General features: G+C 59.6%; 18 protein-coding genes. 9 read left to right on the top strand and 9 right to left on the bottom strand.

The genetic code is table 11. The features are described 5' to 3' along the window. The first annotated feature begins 4 nt into the window (after positions 1–4). The 5 genes from ACX2DJ_RS08985 (at position 5) to mazG (ending at position 5,090) form a co-directional block, all read left to right on the top strand. Positions 5–967: a DNA polymerase III delta subunit-related protein gene (locus tag ACX2DJ_RS08985; protein ID WP_462572160.1), complete on the top strand. Its 963-nt coding sequence runs from the start codon at positions 5–7 to the stop codon at positions 965–967. Continuing rightward, entirely contained in the window at positions 960–2,531 is a 1,572-nt protein-coding gene (gene metG / locus ACX2DJ_RS08980; protein ID WP_462572159.1) for a methionine--tRNA ligase, read from the top strand. Before ACX2DJ_RS08985 ends, metG begins: the two co-directional genes overlap by 8 nt. Further along, complete coding sequence (locus ACX2DJ_RS08975; RefSeq protein ID WP_462572157.1) at positions 2,531–3,307, top strand: TatD family hydrolase; 777 nt, start codon at positions 2,531–2,533, stop codon at positions 3,305–3,307. The genes metG and ACX2DJ_RS08975 overlap by 1 nt, the downstream gene beginning before the upstream one ends. Further along, positions 3,304–4,071, top strand: a complete 768-nt coding sequence (locus tag ACX2DJ_RS08970; protein ID WP_462572156.1) for an MBL fold metallo-hydrolase — start codon at positions 3,304–3,306, stop codon at positions 4,069–4,071. The genes ACX2DJ_RS08975 and ACX2DJ_RS08970 overlap by 4 nt, the downstream gene beginning before the upstream one ends. Before the next feature lie 257 nt (positions 4,072–4,328). Then, positions 4,329–5,090 carry a nucleoside triphosphate pyrophosphohydrolase gene (gene mazG, locus ACX2DJ_RS08965; RefSeq protein WP_462572155.1) on the top strand — a complete coding sequence of 254 codons (762 nt, stop codon included), beginning with the start codon at positions 4,329–4,331 and terminating at the stop codon, positions 5,088–5,090. Here mazG and hflX read toward each other — a convergent pair. The 7 genes from hflX to dusB form a co-directional block, all read right to left on the bottom strand. Further along, positions 5,085–6,374, bottom strand: coding sequence for a GTPase HflX (hflX, locus tag ACX2DJ_RS08960; protein ID WP_462572154.1), 1,290 nt, complete (start codon positions 6,372–6,374; stop codon positions 5,085–5,087). The two genes, mazG and hflX, sit on opposite strands and share 6 nt — an antisense overlap. Positions 6,375–6,400: 26 nt before the next feature. Next, positions 6,401–6,943: an RNA chaperone Hfq gene (gene hfq / locus ACX2DJ_RS08955; protein ID WP_462572152.1), complete on the bottom strand. Its 543-nt coding sequence runs from the start codon at positions 6,941–6,943 to the stop codon at positions 6,401–6,403. A 179-nt stretch (positions 6,944–7,122) separates the two neighbouring features. Then, positions 7,123–8,496: a nitrogen assimilation response regulator NtrX gene (gene ntrX / locus ACX2DJ_RS08950; protein WP_462572150.1), complete on the bottom strand. Its 1,374-nt coding sequence runs from the start codon at positions 8,494–8,496 to the stop codon at positions 7,123–7,125. After that, positions 8,496–10,739 carry a sensor histidine kinase gene (locus ACX2DJ_RS08945; RefSeq protein ID WP_462572149.1) on the bottom strand — a complete coding sequence of 748 codons (2,244 nt, stop codon included), beginning with the start codon at positions 10,737–10,739 and terminating at the stop codon, positions 8,496–8,498. The genes ntrX and ACX2DJ_RS08945 overlap by 1 nt, the downstream gene beginning before the upstream one ends. Positions 10,740–10,798: 59 nt before the next feature. After that, complete coding sequence (locus ACX2DJ_RS08940; RefSeq protein ID WP_462572148.1) at positions 10,799–12,211, bottom strand: sigma-54-dependent transcriptional regulator; 1,413 nt, start codon at positions 12,209–12,211, stop codon at positions 10,799–10,801. Beyond that, positions 12,208–13,305 (bottom strand): two-component system sensor histidine kinase NtrB, encoded by a 1,098-nt coding sequence (locus ACX2DJ_RS08935; protein ID WP_462572147.1) that lies wholly within the window; start codon positions 13,303–13,305, stop codon positions 12,208–12,210. The genes ACX2DJ_RS08940 and ACX2DJ_RS08935 overlap by 4 nt, the downstream gene beginning before the upstream one ends. Then, positions 13,302–14,318 (bottom strand): tRNA dihydrouridine synthase DusB, encoded by a 1,017-nt coding sequence (gene dusB, locus ACX2DJ_RS08930; RefSeq protein WP_462572146.1) that lies wholly within the window; start codon positions 14,316–14,318, stop codon positions 13,302–13,304. Before dusB ends, ACX2DJ_RS08935 begins: the two co-directional genes overlap by 4 nt. A gap of 80 nt (positions 14,319–14,398) precedes the next feature. On the opposite strand from dusB, the gene ACX2DJ_RS08925 reads away from it, so the two are divergent. Then, positions 14,399–15,547, top strand: coding sequence for a bifunctional 2-C-methyl-D-erythritol 4-phosphate cytidylyltransferase/2-C-methyl-D-erythritol 2,4-cyclodiphosphate synthase (locus ACX2DJ_RS08925; RefSeq protein WP_462572145.1), 1,149 nt, complete (start codon positions 14,399–14,401; stop codon positions 15,545–15,547). Positions 15,548–15,560: 13 nt separating this feature from the next. Next, positions 15,561–16,067: a CinA family protein gene (locus ACX2DJ_RS08920; RefSeq protein ID WP_462572144.1), complete on the top strand. Its 507-nt coding sequence runs from the start codon at positions 15,561–15,563 to the stop codon at positions 16,065–16,067. Here the strand turns inward: ACX2DJ_RS08920 and ACX2DJ_RS08915 are convergent. Both ACX2DJ_RS08915 and lipA read right to left on the bottom strand, forming a co-directional pair. Next, entirely contained in the window at positions 16,028–16,489 is a 462-nt protein-coding gene (locus ACX2DJ_RS08915; protein WP_462572143.1) for a type II toxin-antitoxin system RatA family toxin, read from the bottom strand. The two genes, ACX2DJ_RS08920 and ACX2DJ_RS08915, sit on opposite strands and share 40 nt — an antisense overlap. Then, positions 16,489–17,445: a lipoyl synthase gene (lipA, locus tag ACX2DJ_RS08910; protein ID WP_462572142.1), complete on the bottom strand. Its 957-nt coding sequence runs from the start codon at positions 17,443–17,445 to the stop codon at positions 16,489–16,491. Before lipA ends, ACX2DJ_RS08915 begins: the two co-directional genes overlap by 1 nt. A gap of 81 nt (positions 17,446–17,526) precedes the next feature. Between lipA and ACX2DJ_RS08905 the strand changes: the two genes are divergently transcribed. Both ACX2DJ_RS08905 and ACX2DJ_RS08900 read left to right on the top strand, forming a co-directional pair. After that, positions 17,527–18,510, top strand: a complete 984-nt coding sequence (locus tag ACX2DJ_RS08905; RefSeq protein WP_462572140.1) for a sodium-dependent bicarbonate transport family permease — start codon at positions 17,527–17,529, stop codon at positions 18,508–18,510. Next, complete coding sequence (locus ACX2DJ_RS08900) at positions 18,507–18,815, top strand: P-II family nitrogen regulator (protein WP_462572139.1); 309 nt, start codon at positions 18,507–18,509, stop codon at positions 18,813–18,815. Before ACX2DJ_RS08905 ends, ACX2DJ_RS08900 begins: the two co-directional genes overlap by 4 nt. Positions 18,816–18,828 lie beyond the last annotated feature (13 nt).

The following is an 18,828-nucleotide window of genomic DNA, read 5'->3' as shown; positions in this document are numbered from 1 at the left end:
GCGGATGGAATGGCCCAATCACGCTACAGCCTGGGCGCAATGGCGCAATGCCATGGACGGCGCGCGGATGCACCATGCGTGGATATTGGCAGGCAAAGCGGGCATCGGCAAACATGACTTTGCGTTGGCGGCTGCGAGGGCGCTGGTGGCGGAGGAGGGTATTCCGCAGCCCGCCGGTCAACACCCCGATATCCTGATCCTGACGCACCTGCCCAAAGACGACCAGGAAGAGCGCAAGCGTGACGAAGGCAAGCCCTTCGAGGTAAAGCGCAACATTGCCGTATCCCAGATCCGTGCGATGCAGCAGCGGCTGACGACCCGCCCAACACTTGGCGCGCGGCGGGTGATCATTGTCAACCCGGCAGACGACATGGAGCGCAGCGCCTCGAACGCATTGTTGAAGAGCCTCGAGGAACCGCCCGTGGGCACGTTTTTTCTACTCGTCACACACCGCCCGGCAGGTCTTCTGCCGACGATCCGATCGCGCTGCCGCATGCTGCGCTTCGTAGCGCTAGGCGATGCTGAAATTGCGCAGCAGCTGGCACAGGAATTCCCAGGCATTAAAGCCGAACAGTGTGAATTGGCCGTCAAGATGTCCGGTGGATCGCTTGTCTCCGCGCGCAATTTCCTTGAACAGGAACTTGGTGCCGTAGCGAACGCCATGCGCCGCCTGGCCTCCCAGGGCGACCCCGGCTTTGAACTGCGAGGTCAGCTGGCTGCAGCAATCGGGCCGCGGCCTGATCGTGACCGAATGCGTGCCGTGCTCGAGCTTGCGCGGACCACGCTGGCACAGGCATTGCCGGATGCCGATCCGCAAAGCCAGACTGCGCTGATTGAAGCACATCAGGAACTGGTAGTTCTGGCAGGGCAAGCGCCGACCTATAATTTCGATCCCGGCCTGCTGGCGGGTGAAATCGCCAGCTTGCTTGCGCGCGCTGCTGGCGCTAGCGAACCGGCCCATGGCTGAACCATTCTATATCACCACCGCAATCAACTATCCCAATGGTCGGCCGCACATCGGCCATGCCTATGAAGGGATAGCGACCGATGTGATGGCACGTTTCCAGCGTGCGCGGGGGCGCGATGTGCGGTTCGTCACCGGCACGGACGAACACGGGCTCAAGATGGACCAGACCGCCCGCAAACTGGACCGGGCGACGATAGCCCTGGCTGATGAAATGTCGGGTTATTTCCGCGAAATGGCTGACAGGCTCAACCTGTCATACGATGATTTCGTGCGCACTACCGAACCGCGCCACCATGCGGCCAGCGTCGAACTCTGGCGCCGAATGGAAGCGGCAGGCGATCTCTACCTGGACCGCTATGAAGGCTGGTACTCAGTCCGTGACGAAGCCTTTTATGACGAAAGCGAGCTGATCGAGGGGGAAGGGGGCGACATGCTCTCGCCCCAGGGTACGCCGGTGGATTGGACGGCGGAGGAGACATGGTTCTTCCGCCTGTCGAATTATCAGGACAAATTGCTCGCATATTATCGCGACAACCCCGATTTCATCCGTCCGGAAAGCCGCCGCAACGAAGTGATGCGCTTCGTCGAGGGCGGGCTGAAGGACCTGAGCGTTTCGCGCACCAGCTTCGACTGGGGTGTGCCGGTGCCGAATTCCGAAGGCCATGTGATGTATGTGTGGGTCGATGCGCTCACGACCTATATGACTGGCGTCGGCTTTCCCGACGCCGATGGCGAGATGTTCCGCAAATACTGGCCCGCCAACATCCACATGATCGGTAAGGATATCGTGCGTTTCCACGCGGTTTACTGGCCGGCCTTCCTGATGAGCGCGGGCCTGCCCGTGCCCCGGCAGGTGTTCGCGCACGGTTTCCTGCTAGCCCGCGGCGGCGAGAAGATGAGCAAGAGCGCGGGCAATGTGGTCGACCCGATGGAACTTGCCGAACGCTTCGGGGTCGACAATCTGCGCTATTTCTTCATGCGCGAAATCGCTTTCGGCCAGGACGGCAGCTATTCGCCCGAAGCGATCGTCAACCGCGCCAATGCCGAACTGGCCAACAGCTTCGGCAATCTGGCGCAGCGAACGCTGTCGATGATCTTCAAGAACTGCGATGGCGCCTTGAGCGATGCCTACACGCCGACAGATGCCGATCTTGCGCTCGAGAGTGCCGTTCGCGATGCCTGCCGCACCGAACTGCCGCGCGAATTCGAGGCGTTGAACTTCAGCGCAGGGCTTGAGGCATGGATGCGCGCGGTTTTCGCCTGCAACCAGTATGTGGACGAGCAGGCCCCCTGGGCGCTGCGCAAGACCGATCCTGAGCGGATGAAGGCAGTGCTGATGACGCTGTTCCGCTGCGTCCGCCACCTCGCCATTGCTGTTCGACCGGTGGTGCCGCAATCTGCCGACCTTTTGCTCGACCAGTTGGGAATTTTGGCCGGAGAGCGTGATTTTGCCGCGCTGGATGACAATGAATGGTTCGCGCGTCTTGTCGCCAGTGGTTTCCGGCTCGAACAGCCACAGGGCGTGTTCCCGCGCCTAGAATTGCCTGAAGGCGAGCCCGCCTGATGCTGGTCGATAGCCACTGTCACCTCGAGTACAAAGGCCTGGTCGAGGATCAGGCCGAAGTGCTAGCGCGGGCGCGCAATGCCGGGGTTGGCCAGTTCCTCAATATCTCGACCCGCCAGAGCGAATGGGCACAGATCGTTGCCACAGCCGAGCGCGAAAGTGATGTCTGGGCCAGCGTCGGGATCCATCCGCACGAGGCAGACCAGCACGCCGATCTGGGGCGTGACGCGTTGCTTGCCGCGAGCGAGAACCGGCGGGTGATCGGCATCGGCGAAACCGGGCTCGACTATTATTACGACCATTCGGACCGCGCGACGCAGCGCGAATTATTCCGCATGCATATCACGGTCTCACGCGAAATCGGACTGCCGTTGATCATCCACACTCGCGATGCAGAAGCGGATACTCTGGAAATTCTCGAAGACGAGCTGGGGAGGGGCGTCTTCCCCGCGCTGATCCATTGTTTCACTGCCTCCGCCGCATTCGGCAAACGCGTGCTCGAAATGGGGCTCACCATCTCTATTTCGGGCATAGTCACCTTCAAGAATGCCCGCGAGCTACATGAAATTGCGCGTGAAATTCCGCAAGACAGACTTCTTGTGGAAACTGACAGCCCATTCCTGGCGCCGGTGCCGCATCGCGGCAAACCGTGTGAACCGGCCTTCGTTGCCAATACAGCTCAATTTCTGGCTGATTTGCGCGGCGAGGAATTCGAAGCTCTGGCCGACTATACGACCGCTAATTTCCGCAAGTTATTCAGCAAGGCGGCGTTTTGAAGCTGATTGTCCTCGGTTGTGGCACTTCTATGGGCGTACCACGCGTCGGCAATGACTGGGGCGATTGCGATCCCGATGAACCGCGTAACCGACGCAGCCGGGTGTCCATCGTGATCGAAAGCGCGGCAGGCAACCGCCTTCTGGTGGATACCTCTACCGACCTGCGCCAGCAATTGCTCGATAACAATATCAACCGGCTCGACGGTGTATTCTGGACGCATGACCATGCTGATCACTGCCACGGGATCGATGATCTGCGCGCGTTACGGTACGACCGGAGCGGACCGATTTCGGGGTTTGCTGGTCAGGACACAGCATATCGGCTGAGGCAGCGCTTCGGCTATATATTCTCTGGGCAGCACGGTTATCCCACAATTGCTACGCTTGAAGTGCTCGACCGGCTTCGCATGCATGCTGGTTTTGGGGTAAAGTGGTGTCAGATGCCGCATGGCCCAAGCGAGACGACCGGCTACCGTTTCGAAGCAGATGGAAAGAGCATCGCTTATGCCACTGATTACAGTGAAATAACTGACGAGATGGTCAAGTTATTTAGCGATGTGGATATTCTTGTGAGTGACTGTTTGAGGCGAGAGCCGCATCCAACTCATGCAAATTTGGCAATGGCTTTGGAAATGTTCAAACTTTGCGGTGCACGGCGCTTGGTCTTGAGCCATTTGGATAAAACCATGGATTATGCGTCGCTTGAGGCTGAAACACCGGAAAATGTAATTGTGGGTTATGACGGTATGGAGTTGTACGCGTGAGTGAAAATACGGTCCAGATTGTAGCCTTGCTTGGTTGGCTGATCTTGGCTGGCAGTGCCTTGGCTTCATATCGTCTGAGTTGGAGCAAAGCCTTGCGTATGGGGTTGATATGGGCTGCGATCTTTACCGCTGTAGCCCTGCTTTTCAGTATCGTAGGCCCCGGGGGATAATGCCAATATGCCAACGAGCACCCATCTTACATTTAACATAATATATATTATCCGTTTACGCAATCGAGTGATGCAGGGAATCCTGGTGTGATCGAGCAAACCACCCGCCTGCTGGCGATCATGGCCAGGTTGCGTGATCCTGAGTGCGGTTGCGAATGGGATATTAAGCAGGACTTCTCCAGCATTGCACCGTACACGATCGAAGAAGCGTACGAAGTCGCCGATGCCATCGAGCGTAACGATATAATCGAACTGCGTGAGGAACTCGGCGATCTACTGCTACAGGTAGTTTTTCATGCCCAAATGGCGGAAGAAGCCGGTTATTTCGCATTCGAGGACGTTGCAAAGGCAATATCGGACAAGATGGAAGCGCGCCATCCGCATATCTTTGGCGGCGAAAGCGGCCGGATGGAAGATCGCCGCTGGGAAGCGCTCAAGGCCGCTGAACGTAAACAAAAAGGCGCCAACAGCGCCCTCGACGGCGTCGCAAATGCGCTTCCCGCGCTGATGCGGGCGCAGAAACTACAGAAGCGCGCCGCGCGCACCGGTTTCGATTGGCCCGATCCAAGTGGCCCAATTGAAAAGATAAACGAAGAGCTTGAGGAACTTGCGGCTGCCACCTCAAGTTCCGAACGTTTTGAGGAAGCGGGTGACTTCCTGTTCGCTGCAGTCAATCTGGTTCGCGCACATGGTATAGATGCCGAGGAGGCTCTGCGCGGCGCCAATCGCAAGTTCGAACGGCGCTTTCGTGGAATGGAACAGTTGGCCGACGGGAATTTCTCCGCCCTGTCACTGGATGAGCAGGAAGCACTTTGGCAGCGGGTCAAGGCCACCGAAAACAAGTCATAATCGCGCGAACTGTCCCAATTGCTTGGGATTGAGACGCACCGTGAATTGCCTCAGCGGCCCTTCCCTGCCCCCGCCAAGATCTTGTTCTGCCAGCACTTCGCCATTAGCGTGGAGCCAGGCGATGCGCCTGCCATCACTTGCAGGTAATTCCAGCTCGACAACGCGCGATTCCTTGGTGAGGATCGAGCCGATCCACTCGAGCAGCGCGTCGATACCTTCGCCGGTCTGCGCTGAAATGACCAAGGCATCACCCTGAAGCGCGGCCATTTCGCGCAGCTCATCTGCGCGCGACGCCGACACCAAATCAACCTTGTTCCAGGCTTCTATGATCGGGATGGTGCTCTCCCCATTGTCGTCAGTTACGCCAAGCTCTGCCAGCACGGACAACACCTGTTTTTTCTGCGATTCATGGGCCGGGTTAGCCATATCGCGAACGTGCAGGATTATATCCGCGCCAGTAACCTCCTCAAGCGTAGCTCGGAAAGCTGCGACCAGCTGGGTTGGCAGGTCCGAAATGAAACCGACTGTGTCTGACAGGATCGCCTTTTCGACCGCTGGCAGCTCAATCGCGCGCATGGTTGGATCGAGTGTGGCGAATAACAGGTCTTCGGCCATCACCTCCGCGCCTGTCAGACGGTTGAAAAGGGTCGACTTGCCGGCATTGGTGTAACCCACCAGCGCGATGACCGGCCAGGGCGCCCGCCCCCTGCGTTTGCGATGCAGACCGCGGGTCTTGCGGACCTGCTCCAGCTCCTTGCGCAACCGCGCCATCCGCTGGCGGATCATGCGCCGGTCAGCCTCGATCTGGGTTTCGCCGGGGCCGCCAAGGAAGCCGAAACCACCACGCTGCCGCTCAAGGTGCGTCCAGCTGCGCACGAGCCTGCTCTGCTGGTAATCGAGATGCGCCAATTCGACCTGCAGCCGCCCTTCGGCGGTAACGGCACGCTCGCCGAATATCTCCAGGATGAGGCCCGTGCGGTCAATCACCTTGCGCCTGAGCTTTTCTTCAAGATTGCGCTGCTGGATCGGCGACAGCGCGCCGTCCACAATGACCAGCTCGGCTTCGTGCAATTCGCAATCGGCCTGGATCTGTTCGACTTGTCCTGAACCGAACAGCGTGCCCGGGCGCATGGTGCGCACCGGCACCACCCGCGCATCTGCAATCACCACACCAATCGCCAGTGCCAGCCCGCATGCTTCCTCAAGCCGTTCGGCAGCGTCGATAGCGTAGGACTGGCCACGGATATCGGGGCACAGCACGAGTGCGCGCGCGCCGCGCGTCACCTCGCCCAGAAGATCATCGTCGAAGCTCAGTCGTCGCCATCCCAGTCATCATCGGCCAGATCCACCGGCGAAGCGGGCTGAATGGTCGATACAGCATGCTTATAGGCCAATTGCACGAAACCGTCGCGCTCAAGCAGCACACAGAACAGATCATAGGCGGCAATCCGCCCTTGCAGCATCACGCCGTTGACCAGGAACATGGTTACCTGAACTTCCGCTTCGCTGACGCGTGAAAGAAAAACATCCTGCAGCAACCGCTGCCGGGCATTGCCGTGTTGGCTGGCGAACTGCTCAGCGTCGATCGGTTGCCCAGGCATGATGGTAGAGATCGCATGCTTGTAAACCAGCTGCGACTGGCCATCGCGCCGCAAAAGCAGCGAGAAATTGTCAAACCAGGTTACAATTCCTTGCAGTTTCACGCCCTTGACCAGGAACACCGTGACCGGTGACTTGTTCTTTCGCAGCAAGTTGAGAAATGCGTCTTGAAGCTTGGCTTGCTTGCCGGAATTATCGGGCTTGGCCGGAGTTTCCGACGGGGCACGTGCGGAGAGAATTCGCCCACTAGACATTGATATGCTCCTGTTATTGGCGGCTGCTTTTTGCAGTCCGCGATCTGGCGCCCGATCGGATTGCTCCGGCATGGCGCCGTGTCAGTCATGCACAATGACGGTTTTCAGCGCCTTGGGCAATGGAGTTTATCGCGTAAAATCCCGCGCCATGGTGATCCAAGCGCCTAACGGTACTGCTCCTAATCCTTACGATCAGTCATCCCCAGCAGCTTCAGCTTTCGGTGCAAGGCAGAGCGCTCCATACCGATGAAGCTCGCCGTTTTCGAAATATTCCCCGAGAAACGGCGAATTTGCACCATCAGATATTCGCGTTCAAAGCTTTCGCGCGCCTCACGCAAGGGCACGCCCATGACATCGGAGATAGTTGGGCCAACCGGCTCACCCGCCGCGCCGGTAATCTCGCTCGGCAGCATCTGCGGCTCGACCATGCTCAATTCATCGCGCGGGGTCATGATGATCGTGCGTTCAACCACATTACGCAATTCGCGCACATTGCCGGGCCAGTCATGTGCCTGCAATGCCGCCATTGCCGGTTGGGATATCTCTGGCGGCTGAACCCCCTGCTCACTGGCGTAGCGCGTGAAGAAATGTTCAGCCAGCGCCGGAATGTCGTCGCGCCGTTCGGCCAGTGAGGGAATCGAAACCGGCACCACATTGAGCCGATAGAACAGATCTTCGCGAAAACGTTTGTCGGCCATTTCCTGCGCCAGGTTGCGCGAAGTCGAAGAAACCACCCGAACGTCAACCCCGATTTGCCTGCTGCCGCCAACGCGCACAAAGCTCTGCTCGGTCAGAACGCGCAGTATGCGCGCCTGAGTCGAAAGCGGCATGTCAGCGACTTCGTCGAGATAAAGCGTGCCACCATCGGCCAGCTCAAGCAGTCCCGGCCGCACGAGTTTACCGTCTGCTTCCTCACCAAAAAGCTCCTGCTCAAAGCGCTCCGGGGTGATGCGGGCGGAGTTGACGATCACGAATGCGTGGCCGGAACGCGGGCTCCAACTATGCAGCAGGCGGGCGGCAACCTCTTTGCCCGCGCCCGCCGGGCCGGAGATCAGAACGCGGCTGCCGGTACTGGCGACTCGCTTGAGGGTTGCGCGCACTGCATTGATGACCGACGAGTTGCCGGTAAATTCCTCGCCGCGCGAAAATCCTTCGCGAAGCTGGATATTTTCCCGCCGCAACCGTTCGGTTTCTGTGGCCCGTTCGACCAGCAGCAACAGGCGCTCGGCTTCAAAGGGCTTTTCGATAAAGTCCATCGCACCGCGGCTGACCGCAGACACCGCCGTGTCGATATTGCCGTGGCCTGAAAAGATAATCACCGGCAGCTGGGGTTCGCGAGCCTTGATTGCATCAAGCACTTCGAGCCCGTCCATCTGGCTGCCATGAAGCCATACATCTAGCAATACCAGGCTGGGGCGGCGCTCGTCGATCGCGGCTAGTGCGCTTGTGCTGTCAGCTGCGGTGCGGCAGATATAGCCTTCGTCACTCAGTACACCGGCAACCAGCTCGCGAATGTCGCGTTCATCGTCAACGATCAGGATTTCGAGTGCCATTACGGCATCTCCCTTTGTTCATTGCTTTCGTTTCTTTTGCCAGATCCGTGTTCCAGCGGATCGCGCGCAAACCGCATCACAACGCGCGTTCCCCCCCCTTCCCCATTGGAAAAGCTCATGTCGCCGCCATGCTCGTCGACGATCTTGTTGACGATCGCCAAGCCCAGTCCGGTGCCCTTTTCCCGCGTTGTCACATAGGGTTCGGTTATGCGGTCGCGTTCCTGCGGCAAGCCAACACCATTGTCTTCGATTGTGATTGTGAGATGCGACAAATCGTCGCTCATGGTCACTGACACATTGCCACGAAAATCGGGCTCGGCATTGCGTTGGCGTGCCTCCACAGCTTCAACCGCATTCTTGATCACATTGGTCATCGCCTGGCCGAACTGGTGGCGGTCGCAATTGATCGCAGCGGTTTCGAGATCATCGTGCGTAAGCGCAAAATTCACCTGCGGGTGCGCCACTTCCTGCAAGAACAGCGCCTGACGTACCAGGTCAAGCGCGTCTTCGTGGCGGAAAGTCGGCTTGGGCAGACGCGCGAAAGAGCTGAATTCATCAACCATTTTCCTGAGGTCGCCTACCTGCCTGACAATGGTGTTGGTCAATTCGTCAAACAGTTCGCCATCGCTTTTTATCTGGCGGCGATAGCGCCGTTTCAGCCGCTCCGTGGCAAGCTGGATCGGGGTAAGCGGGTTTTTGATTTCATGCGCGATCCGGCGCGCGACATCCGACCATGCCGCCTGGCGCTGGTCGAGCAATTGGCGAGTGATATCCTCAAACGTTATGACATGACCGCCATTTTCGGGCACAATTTTGACTGCCAGCGTCAGCAATTCATTGTTATTGGAGTGAGTTACGATCCCGCTGCGTAGACCGGCTTCGATCATTGCCGAGATTTGCGGAGAAAGATCGCTCAGCTGCATGCCGACTGCCGAACTCTGCTGGCCGTGTTGCTGGAGCAATGCTTGCGCAGACCCGTTCATCAATTGCACCTGACCCCTTGGATCGGTCGAGATCACACCTGCAGTAACCGAATCCAGCACCGCTTCCATGAAAACTCGTCGATCGTCGATCTGGCGATTGGCGTTGACGAGCGCCTGGGTTTGCTTCTCAAGTTGCGAAGTCATGCGATTGAAGGCGCGGTTCAGCAGGCCAATTTCATCCGCCCCTGTGCGCCCCGCAACCCGCATCGAGAAATTGCCCGAACCCACCTCACGCGCGGCCGCAACCAGGTCGGTCAACGGCTGAACCTGACGATCTGCGAAGCGCAGCGCGAACCAAACCGCGATCCCAACCAGCGCCAGGCTGACAACGAACAAGGCAAGATTGAAGCGTAGCTGGAGCGCCCTCGCCCGCTTGGTCAGAACTTCATAGGTCGCGGCAACCGAACGGGCCTTTTCCCAATAGTTGAACGAATCCTCTTCGGGGCTGCGCGCATTGTAGAGATATATCCCGGCCTCGCGATCGATCGGTGCCAGGGCCGCGATGCGTTCCGAACTGCCTTCAACCACCACCAACTCGCCATTGTCGAGCTTGGGCAAAGCCATTTTGCTGAATTCCAGGGGACGGCTGCCTTCAGCCAAATTCAGGATTGCCGCTGTGCGCAGCGAGCCATCGGGCAATTGTTGCAGAATCGCACTTTCCGAGATTTCGCGAGCCTGCGCCTGATAGGCATAGACATCGGCAAAGCCCTCTTCAGCCAGCGATCCCCGCTGGAGATAGTACCGCATGTCCCCCGCCATGGTGACGGTTTCTTCCGCAACATCGCGCTGGTTCTGGTCATAATAACCCTGAGCCAGCTCATTGGCATTGTTCATCAGGCCGCGCGACTCATCAGAAAACCAGAAATCGACGCCCGATTGAAACAGGAAGGCCGCGAATCCTGCCACCAGCAGAGTTGGGACGGCTGCAATAAGCGAGAAAAAAAACACGAGTCGCACATGCAAGCGTGCCGTGCTGCCAGCGGCGCGGCGCATCGCCAGGCGCCTTCCGAACAGCACCGCCAGGGCCATCGCAGGAACCAAGGCGCCGACCAACAGAAAAGAGACCTGGGGCGATGGCAGCATCGTCCCGTCGGGCGGCGCACTGGTAAAGGCGTACCATGCGCTCCAAACCGCAACCAGCAACGCCAGGGCCGAAGCCACTTCGAGCCACACGAACAGGTTTGCACGGCGAGCGGTGAGGGAGAACCGACGCCACCATCGCGGAGCACCTTTTAGAACTTGACCTGCGGGTGGCTGCATAGTTGCATAGATACAACTGTATTGTTGCAGTTATGCAAGTTGTTTTTTTGTCGCTCGGGTCAGGTCGCTCGGGTGAAACGGTCAGCGTTGATCGCCAATTCACCCAACCGCTTGCGCAAGGTATTGCGATTGATTCCAAGCAGTTTCGCGGCGCGTAACTGGTTGCCGCCGGTCTGCATAAGGGCATATTCCATCAGCGGCTTTTCGAATGCAGCAAGCGCATGATGATAGAGCGCTCCAGGCGGCGGATGATTGGCGGCGAGCCACAATTGCAGCGCGCCCCCGAAGTCGATCTGCCGATCGGCAGGCGTGGTCTCGCGTTCAGGGCCGATGATCTCGTCTAGTACCTTGCCCTCAATCACATCCTCGCGCGCCAGCAGCGCAAGTCGATAGATGACATTGCGCAACTCGCGCACATTGCCGCGCCAATGCCGCTGTTCAAGGCGCCCCAGTGCGTCGCGCGTAATCTGATGACGCGGTAAACCATCTTCAGCTGCGAGGTTGAGAAAGTGCTGGGCAAGCACCTCGATATCTTCGCGCCGCTCGCGCAGCGGCGGTATCTCGATCGGAACCACATTAAGTCGGTAAAACAGGTCTTCGCGGAATTTCCCCTCGGCTATCAGCGGGGCCAGGTCGCGATTGGTCGCCGCAATGATACGAACGTCTACGGAAATTTCCTGCCGTCCACCAACCCGGCGGATCCGCCCCGATTGGAGGGCCCGCAACAGGCGGGTCTGCGCTTCTGCCGGCATGTCACCAATCTCGTCAAGGAACAAGGTCCCGCCATTGGCCTGCTCGAACTTGCCGATCGCCTGCGCCACGGCCCCGGTGAAGGCGCCCTTCTCATGGCCGAACAGCTCGCTCTCGATCAGTTCGGAGGGGATCGCAGCAGTGTTGACCGCAACGAAGGGGCCGGACTTGCGCGCGCCGAGCTGGTGGATCGCTTCGGCAACAAGTTCTTTGCCCGTGCCCGATTCGCCGGTCACCAGCACGGTTAGATCATTACGCAAAACCCGCGTGATCATGCGGTAAACGCCTTGCATCGCCTGGCTGCGCCCAACCAGCGGCATGCCGTCACCTTCGGTAGCGGGTGCCGGCTCCGCCCCAGAACGCTGGCCGGCAGCCTGCTTCACCGCACGCACAAGCTCGTCGAGATCGAACGGCTTGGGAAAATATTCGAAGGCGTGCGTTTCGCTTGCCCGCACTGCGGTGTCGAGTGTGTTCTGCGCCGACAACACGATCACCGGCATGTCCGGGTCTGCCGCGCGCACGGCATCGAGAGTCTCGATCCCGTCGCCATCGCCCAGAACGACATCGGTCAGCATGGCATCGAAGCGATGCTCCGCCAGCAGGCGATCGCGCGCCGCGATGCTTTCGCAATGATGCAGCGAGAAGCCTTCATCCTCCAGCGCTGCCGTGATCACGGTGGCGATAGAACGGTCGTCCTCGACCAGCAGGATCGATCCGCTCATGCGCCCTTCTCCCCAGATGCAACCGCAAGATGAATGCGGAAATGGGTCAAGCCTTCGCGTGTATCGCGCTCGTGCCCGATGCGCCCCTGCATGTCGCGCACCAGCTTGCGCACCAGCGCCAGCCCCAGCCCCTGCCCCGACTTCTTAGAGGTGACGAAGGGCTCGAAGATGTGATCGCGCAGCGCTTCATCGATGCCGGGACCATTATCAGTCACGGTGATCTCGATCGGCAGTTTCACAGTGCGTCCAAGGCGAACCGCGCTGAAGGCAAATCCGCTGACAAAGCGAGTGCGCACACTGATCTGCGGATTTTCCACCTCGCCTCCGAAAAGCGCATCGCGCGCATTGGAAATGAGGTTGATGAGCACCTGTTCCAGCGCGTCACGATTGGCCAGCACCGGCGGCAATGAGGGATCGAATTCCTCGTGGATCTCGATGCCTTCGGTTCCCGCCGCTCGCACTGTGGCGATCGCGGAACGGATCGCTTCGTGCAGGTTGGTGGGCCCCAATTCCTCCGGTGTCGAACGCCCGAGCTGCTGCATCCGGTCGATCAACCTCGCGATCCGGTCAACTTCATCGGTGATCACGCGGGCGAGCCCGCGGTCCTTGGGCTCAAGCCTGCGCGCGGCCAGCTGCGCCGCACCGCGGATCGCGGCCAGTGGATTGCGGATTTCATGCGCGAGGATTGCCGGAGCACCAAGGCTCGCGGCTTCACCCTCCTGCTCGCCCGAAGCATCATCATGCCCCGTTTCGGAAAGCGTGACAACGCGCCAACCGGGAAAGGCTGACAGCGGCGAGAGGGTGAGATTCACGCGGTGTTCCTGCCCATCGACAAAAAGGCTTATGTCGCGCGCAACCAGCGAAGCGTCGGGCCGGGCCAGGTGATCGAGCACGCGCTCGTCGTGAAGAGTGACAACTTCAGTCAAACACTGGCGGGACATCCGCTTCTCGCTTTTGCCCAGCAGCATTTCTGCGGCGTGGTTGGTTTGCGCGATCCTGCCGCGGCCGTCGATCAGCAGCACGGCGAATACCAGGCCGCCGATCTGCGCCGCGTGGTCGGGGATGGCGCCAGCGACGTCAGCCACCCGGTTCACGCAGCACGGCGCCGCAGGAACGGAACGTAGAAGCGTTCCAGTTCACCCAGAACCTGGTCGGCATCGTCGATGAAATTGACCTGATTGCGAAACTCTGCCGAGCCATGCATGCCCTTGGTATACCAGCCCAGATGCTTGCGCGCGATCTTGACCCCGGTTTCGCGGCCATAATGTTCGAGCATGTCGTTGTAATGCTCGACCAAGGTTGCGTATTGTTCGTCGAAATCCGGGCTCTCGAGCTTTTCACCGGTCTTCCACCAATGCATTACCTGGCCCAGCAGCCACGGCTTGCCATAGGCGCCCCGCCCGATCATCAATCCGTCGGCGCCCGATTGTTCGAGCGCCTGCGCCGCATCGTCGATCGTGCAGATGTCGCCATTGACGATCACGGGGATCGAAACCGCCTGCTTTACCTTGCGGACAAAGGCCCAATCGGCATGCCCCTTGTACATCTGGTTGCGGGTACGGCCATGGACGGTGATCATCTTGACCCCCAGATCCTCGGCAATCCTGGCCAGTTCAGGGGCATTGAGGCTGGAGTGATCCCAGCCCATCCTCATCTTCACGGTTACCGGCACGTCCACTGCCTTGACTGTCGCTTCGATCAGCCTTGTCGCCAGCGGCACTTCGCGCATCAGCGCACTGCCGGCATATTGGCCCACGACCTTGCGCACGGGACAGCCGAAGTTGATGTCGATGATCGCCGCACCATTGCCCTGCTGCAATCTGGCGGCTTCGCCCATGCTGGCCGGATCGCAGCCCACCAGTTGCATCGATACCGGCTCCTCCGCCGGATCCCATTCGGCCTTTTGAATACTGATCCGCGTGGCGCGAATTGCCGCCTCGCTTGCGATCATTTCCGTGACATTAAGGCCCGAACCATAGCGCCGCACGAGCCGCCGGAACGGTAGATCAGTGACACCCGTCATCGGCGCAAGCACCACCGGTGTGTCGATGGTGACAGGCCCGATCTTTATCGGCTTTAAGGCCGGCGGAGCTGGGAGCGCGGTCATGAATTGATGCAGTTGCCTAAAATTTGGGCAGCGCATAGTGGATTGCACTTGGCCCGTCCAGTCCTTAAGCGCGAGCGCCCGTGAACAATAGCTCCACTCCTCCCTCCTTTGCGGCCATCGTAGTCGCGGCCGGCAAAGGCCTGCGCGCGGGTGGCGATGTGCCCAAGCAGTTTGCCAGGTGGCGCGGCAAGCCCTTGTTGCGCCACTCGGTGGAGGCGATGCTGGATGGCGGGGCCAGCGAGGTGATTGTCGTGATCGCCGACGACGCCGAGGAGCTCGCCCGGCTCGCACTGACCGGGCTCGATAGCTGTCGCCTCGTCACCGGCGGCGCAACACGCCAGGAATCGGTGCGTAGCGGGCTAGAGGCGCTCGCGTCTCAAACTCCGGAGCGGGTGCTCATCCATGATGCGGCGCGTCCCGGCTTGGCCCGTACCGTGATCGATCGCCTGCTCGCTACGCTTGGCCAGTATGCCGGGGCGATCCCGGTCCTGCCGGTAGTCGACAGCCTGGCGATTGCAGCTGGCAATATGATGAGCGGTGCAGCCGCGCGCGAGCAATTGCGGCGCGTGCAGACCCCGCAGGCATTCAGGTTTGACGCCATCCTGGCCGCGCATCGCGCGTGGCAGGGCGCACCCGACGCTGGGGATGATGCGCAGGTACTGATCGCAGCGGGCGGCAATGTCGCACTTGTCGAAGGCGACGAACTGCTTAGGAAAGTAACCTTTGCGGAGGACTTGATGGCTGCACTTCCCCCAATGCGGATTGGTCAGGGATTCGATGTCCACCGGCTCGTGGAAGGTGAGGAACTCTGGCTCTGCGGGGTACATGTCCCGCACAGTCGCGGTCTGGCCGGGCATTCCGATGCCGATGTTGCACTTCACGCCGTTGTCGACGCCCTGCTGGGCGCGATCGGAGATGGCGACATCGGCACCCATTTCCCCCCTTCGGACCCGCAATGGAAGGGTGCGCCCTCCCCCCTGTTTGTCGAACATGCAGTGACTCTGGTCAATGCCGCCGGATACCGGATTTCCAACCTTGATGTGACGGTCATCTGCGAGGAACCGCGAATTGGCCCATATCGGGATGCGATGCGCGAGAAACTGGCCGCGCTCTTGTGCGTTGATCTGACACAGGTCAGCGTCAAGGCGACGACAACCGAGCGGCTTGGCTTTACTGGTCGCGGAGAAGGAATTGCGGCACAGGCAGTGGCCTGCCTTGAGTGTTACTAGGAGGCAGAGAGGCATGATAGACGCAGGTAAACTGTTGCCCGCCGACATTGAGGAGCTGGCCCGCAAGGTGGTTGAGCAAAACGGTGCGGCTGGGCGCAAGATCGTACTCGCCGAAAGCTGCACTGGCGGCCTTGTGGCGGCAGCCTTGACCGAAGTGCCAGGTTCGTCCGCCGTGCTCGATCGCGGCTTCGTGACCTATTCCAACGAGGCCAAGATGGAGAGCCTGGGTGTCCCGCTCGACATTATCGAGACATTCGGCGCGGTGTCGATTGCCTGCGTTTGGGCCATGGCCAAGGGCGCGCTTGAGCGCAGCAATGCCGATGTGGCGGTAGCTATCAGCGGGGTGGCCGGGCCCGACGGCGGAACCAAGCTCAAGCCGGTCGGCACGGTTGTCTTTGCCCGGGCAACCCGTAATGGCGACGACAAGCCCGAAGGCGAACTCAAGCTGTTCAACGACCTCGACCGCGCTGGTGTTCGCCATCAGGCGACGCTATGCGCACTCGAGTTGCTGCTTCCGTAGACCTCGTCGGCGCGCGCCTCGAACGCAGCTACCATCTTGTGAAAGGCGCGGTCGAAATACTGTCCGGCGAGCCGTTCAAACACCCGGCTTTTAAACGTGAATTCGACGGAGAAATCTATTTCGCAACCGCCATCGGGGCGTGCCCGGAATTTCCATGTGTTGTCGAGGTCCTTGAGCGGGCCATCGACGTAATGGACATCGATCACATGCGGGCGATCCTTTTCGACCCGCGAGGTGAATTTTTCGCGCAGTGATCTAAAGCCGACCACCATGTCAGCAATCATCTCGGTTTCAGTGTTGGAGCGCACGCGCGTGGCAATCACCCAAGGCAAGAATTCGGCATAGCGACCTACATCAGCCACCAGATCGAACATCTGCTCGGCGCTATATGGCAATCGCCTGGTCTCGCGGACTCCTGGCATCAGGCCTTCTGGGGGGCTTGTGCCTTGGCCAGCTTTTCAGCACGCGCGGCCTTCATCTGCGCAAAGTCGTCGCCAGCGTGATAACTCGAGCGCGTCAGCGGGCTTGCGGCAACCTGCAGGAAACCCTTGGCGCGAGCGATCGAGCCAAAGGCCTTGAACGCGTCAGGCGTCACAAATTCCTCAACCGTCGCATGATTCGGTGTCGGCTGGAGATATTGCCCCATGGTGATGAAATCGACCTCGGCGCTGCGCATGTCGTCCATCACCTGATGCACTTCAAGCCGCTGCTCGCCCAGCCCCAACATGATGCCGGATTTGGTGAAGATCATCGGATCGTGGCGCTTCACCTCTTCCAGCAGGCGCAAAGAAGCATAGTAGCGAGCACCGGGCCGGATGGTCGGATACAGCCTTGGAACAGTTTCGAGGTTGTGGTTGTAAACGTCTGGGCCGGCTTCGCAAATGGCTTCCACAGCAGCGCGCATCTTGCCGCGGAAATCGGGCGTGAGGATCTCGATCGTGGTATCGGGCGTCTCGCGCCGCAGCGCCTTGATCACCTTCACGAACTGCCCTGCCCCGCCATCGGGCAAATCGTCGCGGTCGACGCTGGTGATGACGATGTGTTCCAGCCCCATCCTGGCTGCGGCAATCGCAGTATTCTCAGGCTCCATCGGATCTACCAAGCGCGGCATACCGGTCTTGACGTTACAAAACGCGCAGGCCCGCGTGCAGACATCGCCCAGGATCATCACCGTTGCGTGCTTCTTGGTCCAGCATTCACCAATATTGGGGCATGCCGCCTCTTCGCACACCGTGTTGAGGTTGAGTTCACGCATTAACTTGCGTGTCTCATTATAACCCTCACTGACGGGCGCCTTTACGCGGATCCAGTCTGGCTTGCGCTGGCGAGCGGGGCGCGGGCTTTCGCTGCCCGGCGGATTGGACGAGAGGTCGTTCATGGCGCTCATCTAGGGAAAGCCGTTGCGCCGCGCAATGGCTCCATCTTGCCCAAATACTTATGCTTGGCTAACGGCAGGCTCATGGACGCAAGCGCTCTGCAAACATTCACTTCCCCGGTGGTGTTGTTCTTTGTTCTCGGATTGCTCGCGGCTTTCGCCCGATCCGACCTTGCGATCCCAGAGGCGATTGCAAAGGGCATGTCGCTCTATTTGATGGCTGCCATTGGCCTCAAAGGTGGTGTCGCGGTTTCCAAATCAGGTATCGATGGAACGGTGCTGGCGGCGCTGGCTGCCGGGATCGCCGCGAGTTTCCTGATACCATTCTATGCGCAAGCGGTCCTGAAGGGCTTTGGCCGTCTAGATCGGATCAATGCGGGCGCTGTTGCAGCGCATTACGGTTCGGTCAGCGTGGTAACCTTCGTCACCGCAGTTGAAATCCTTGAAGCTCAGGGCAAACCGCCCGGCGGCTACATGGTGGCGGTAATGGCAGCGATGGAAACGCCTGCAATCCTCTCAGGCTTGCTGCTTGCAAGGGGCCTTGGCGCCAATGGCGATCAGTCCAAGGGAGAACTGTTGCACGAGGTATTCTTCAATGCTTCGGTGGTGCTGCTGCTGGGCGCCTTTGCAATCGGCATGATCGGCGGAGCGGATGGTTTCTCCGAGGTCAGCCCCTTCTTCGAGGCGGGCTTCAAAGGCGTCCTCTGCCTGTTTCTGCTCGACATGGGGCTGATCGCAGCGCGCAGGATCATGGATGCCCGCGCGCTGACCTTGCGATTGATCGTGATTGCGATTGGCTTGCCTCTGGTAAATGGCGCACTGGGCGCAGCCCTCGGGACCGTAATAGGCCTCGACGTCGGTTCAGCGGCTGCGCTTGGCGTACTGTGCGCAAGCGCCAGCTATATCGCGGTGCCCGCAGCCATGCGGCTTGCGTTACCTGAAGCGGATCCGGGGATTTACCTCACCATGTCGCTCAGCATCACTTTCCCGTTCAACATACTCATAAACATCGGCCTGATCAGCGCCCTCGCCTCGGCGCTCGCAAGCTTGGGAGGCTCCGCACCATGATCGAGACTGTTACTCGCAAGCGGATCGAAATCCTTTCAGATACCGCGCTGGTAAAGCGTGTCACGGCAGCAATTGAACGAGCCGAAATCACAGGTTGGACGATTGTTCCGGTGCAATCCGGCAAGGGCCGCGATGGGCACTGGCGCGAAGAACGCGTAATGGGCACCGACAAGGTGCTAATCTTGACGATTGCGCCTGAAGACAAGGCCATGCGTCTCGCGGAAGAGATCGCCCCAATCCTGACGTCACATGGATTATTGCTGAGCATGTGGGACGTGCAGGTAATCCGCGGCGAACGTTTCTAACACCCGTGGAAGG

Source organism: Altererythrobacter chaiwopuensis (assembly GCF_054957755.1).
Note: the sequence above shows the minus strand (reverse complement) of the source record. Positions and strands in the feature narration are given on the sequence as shown.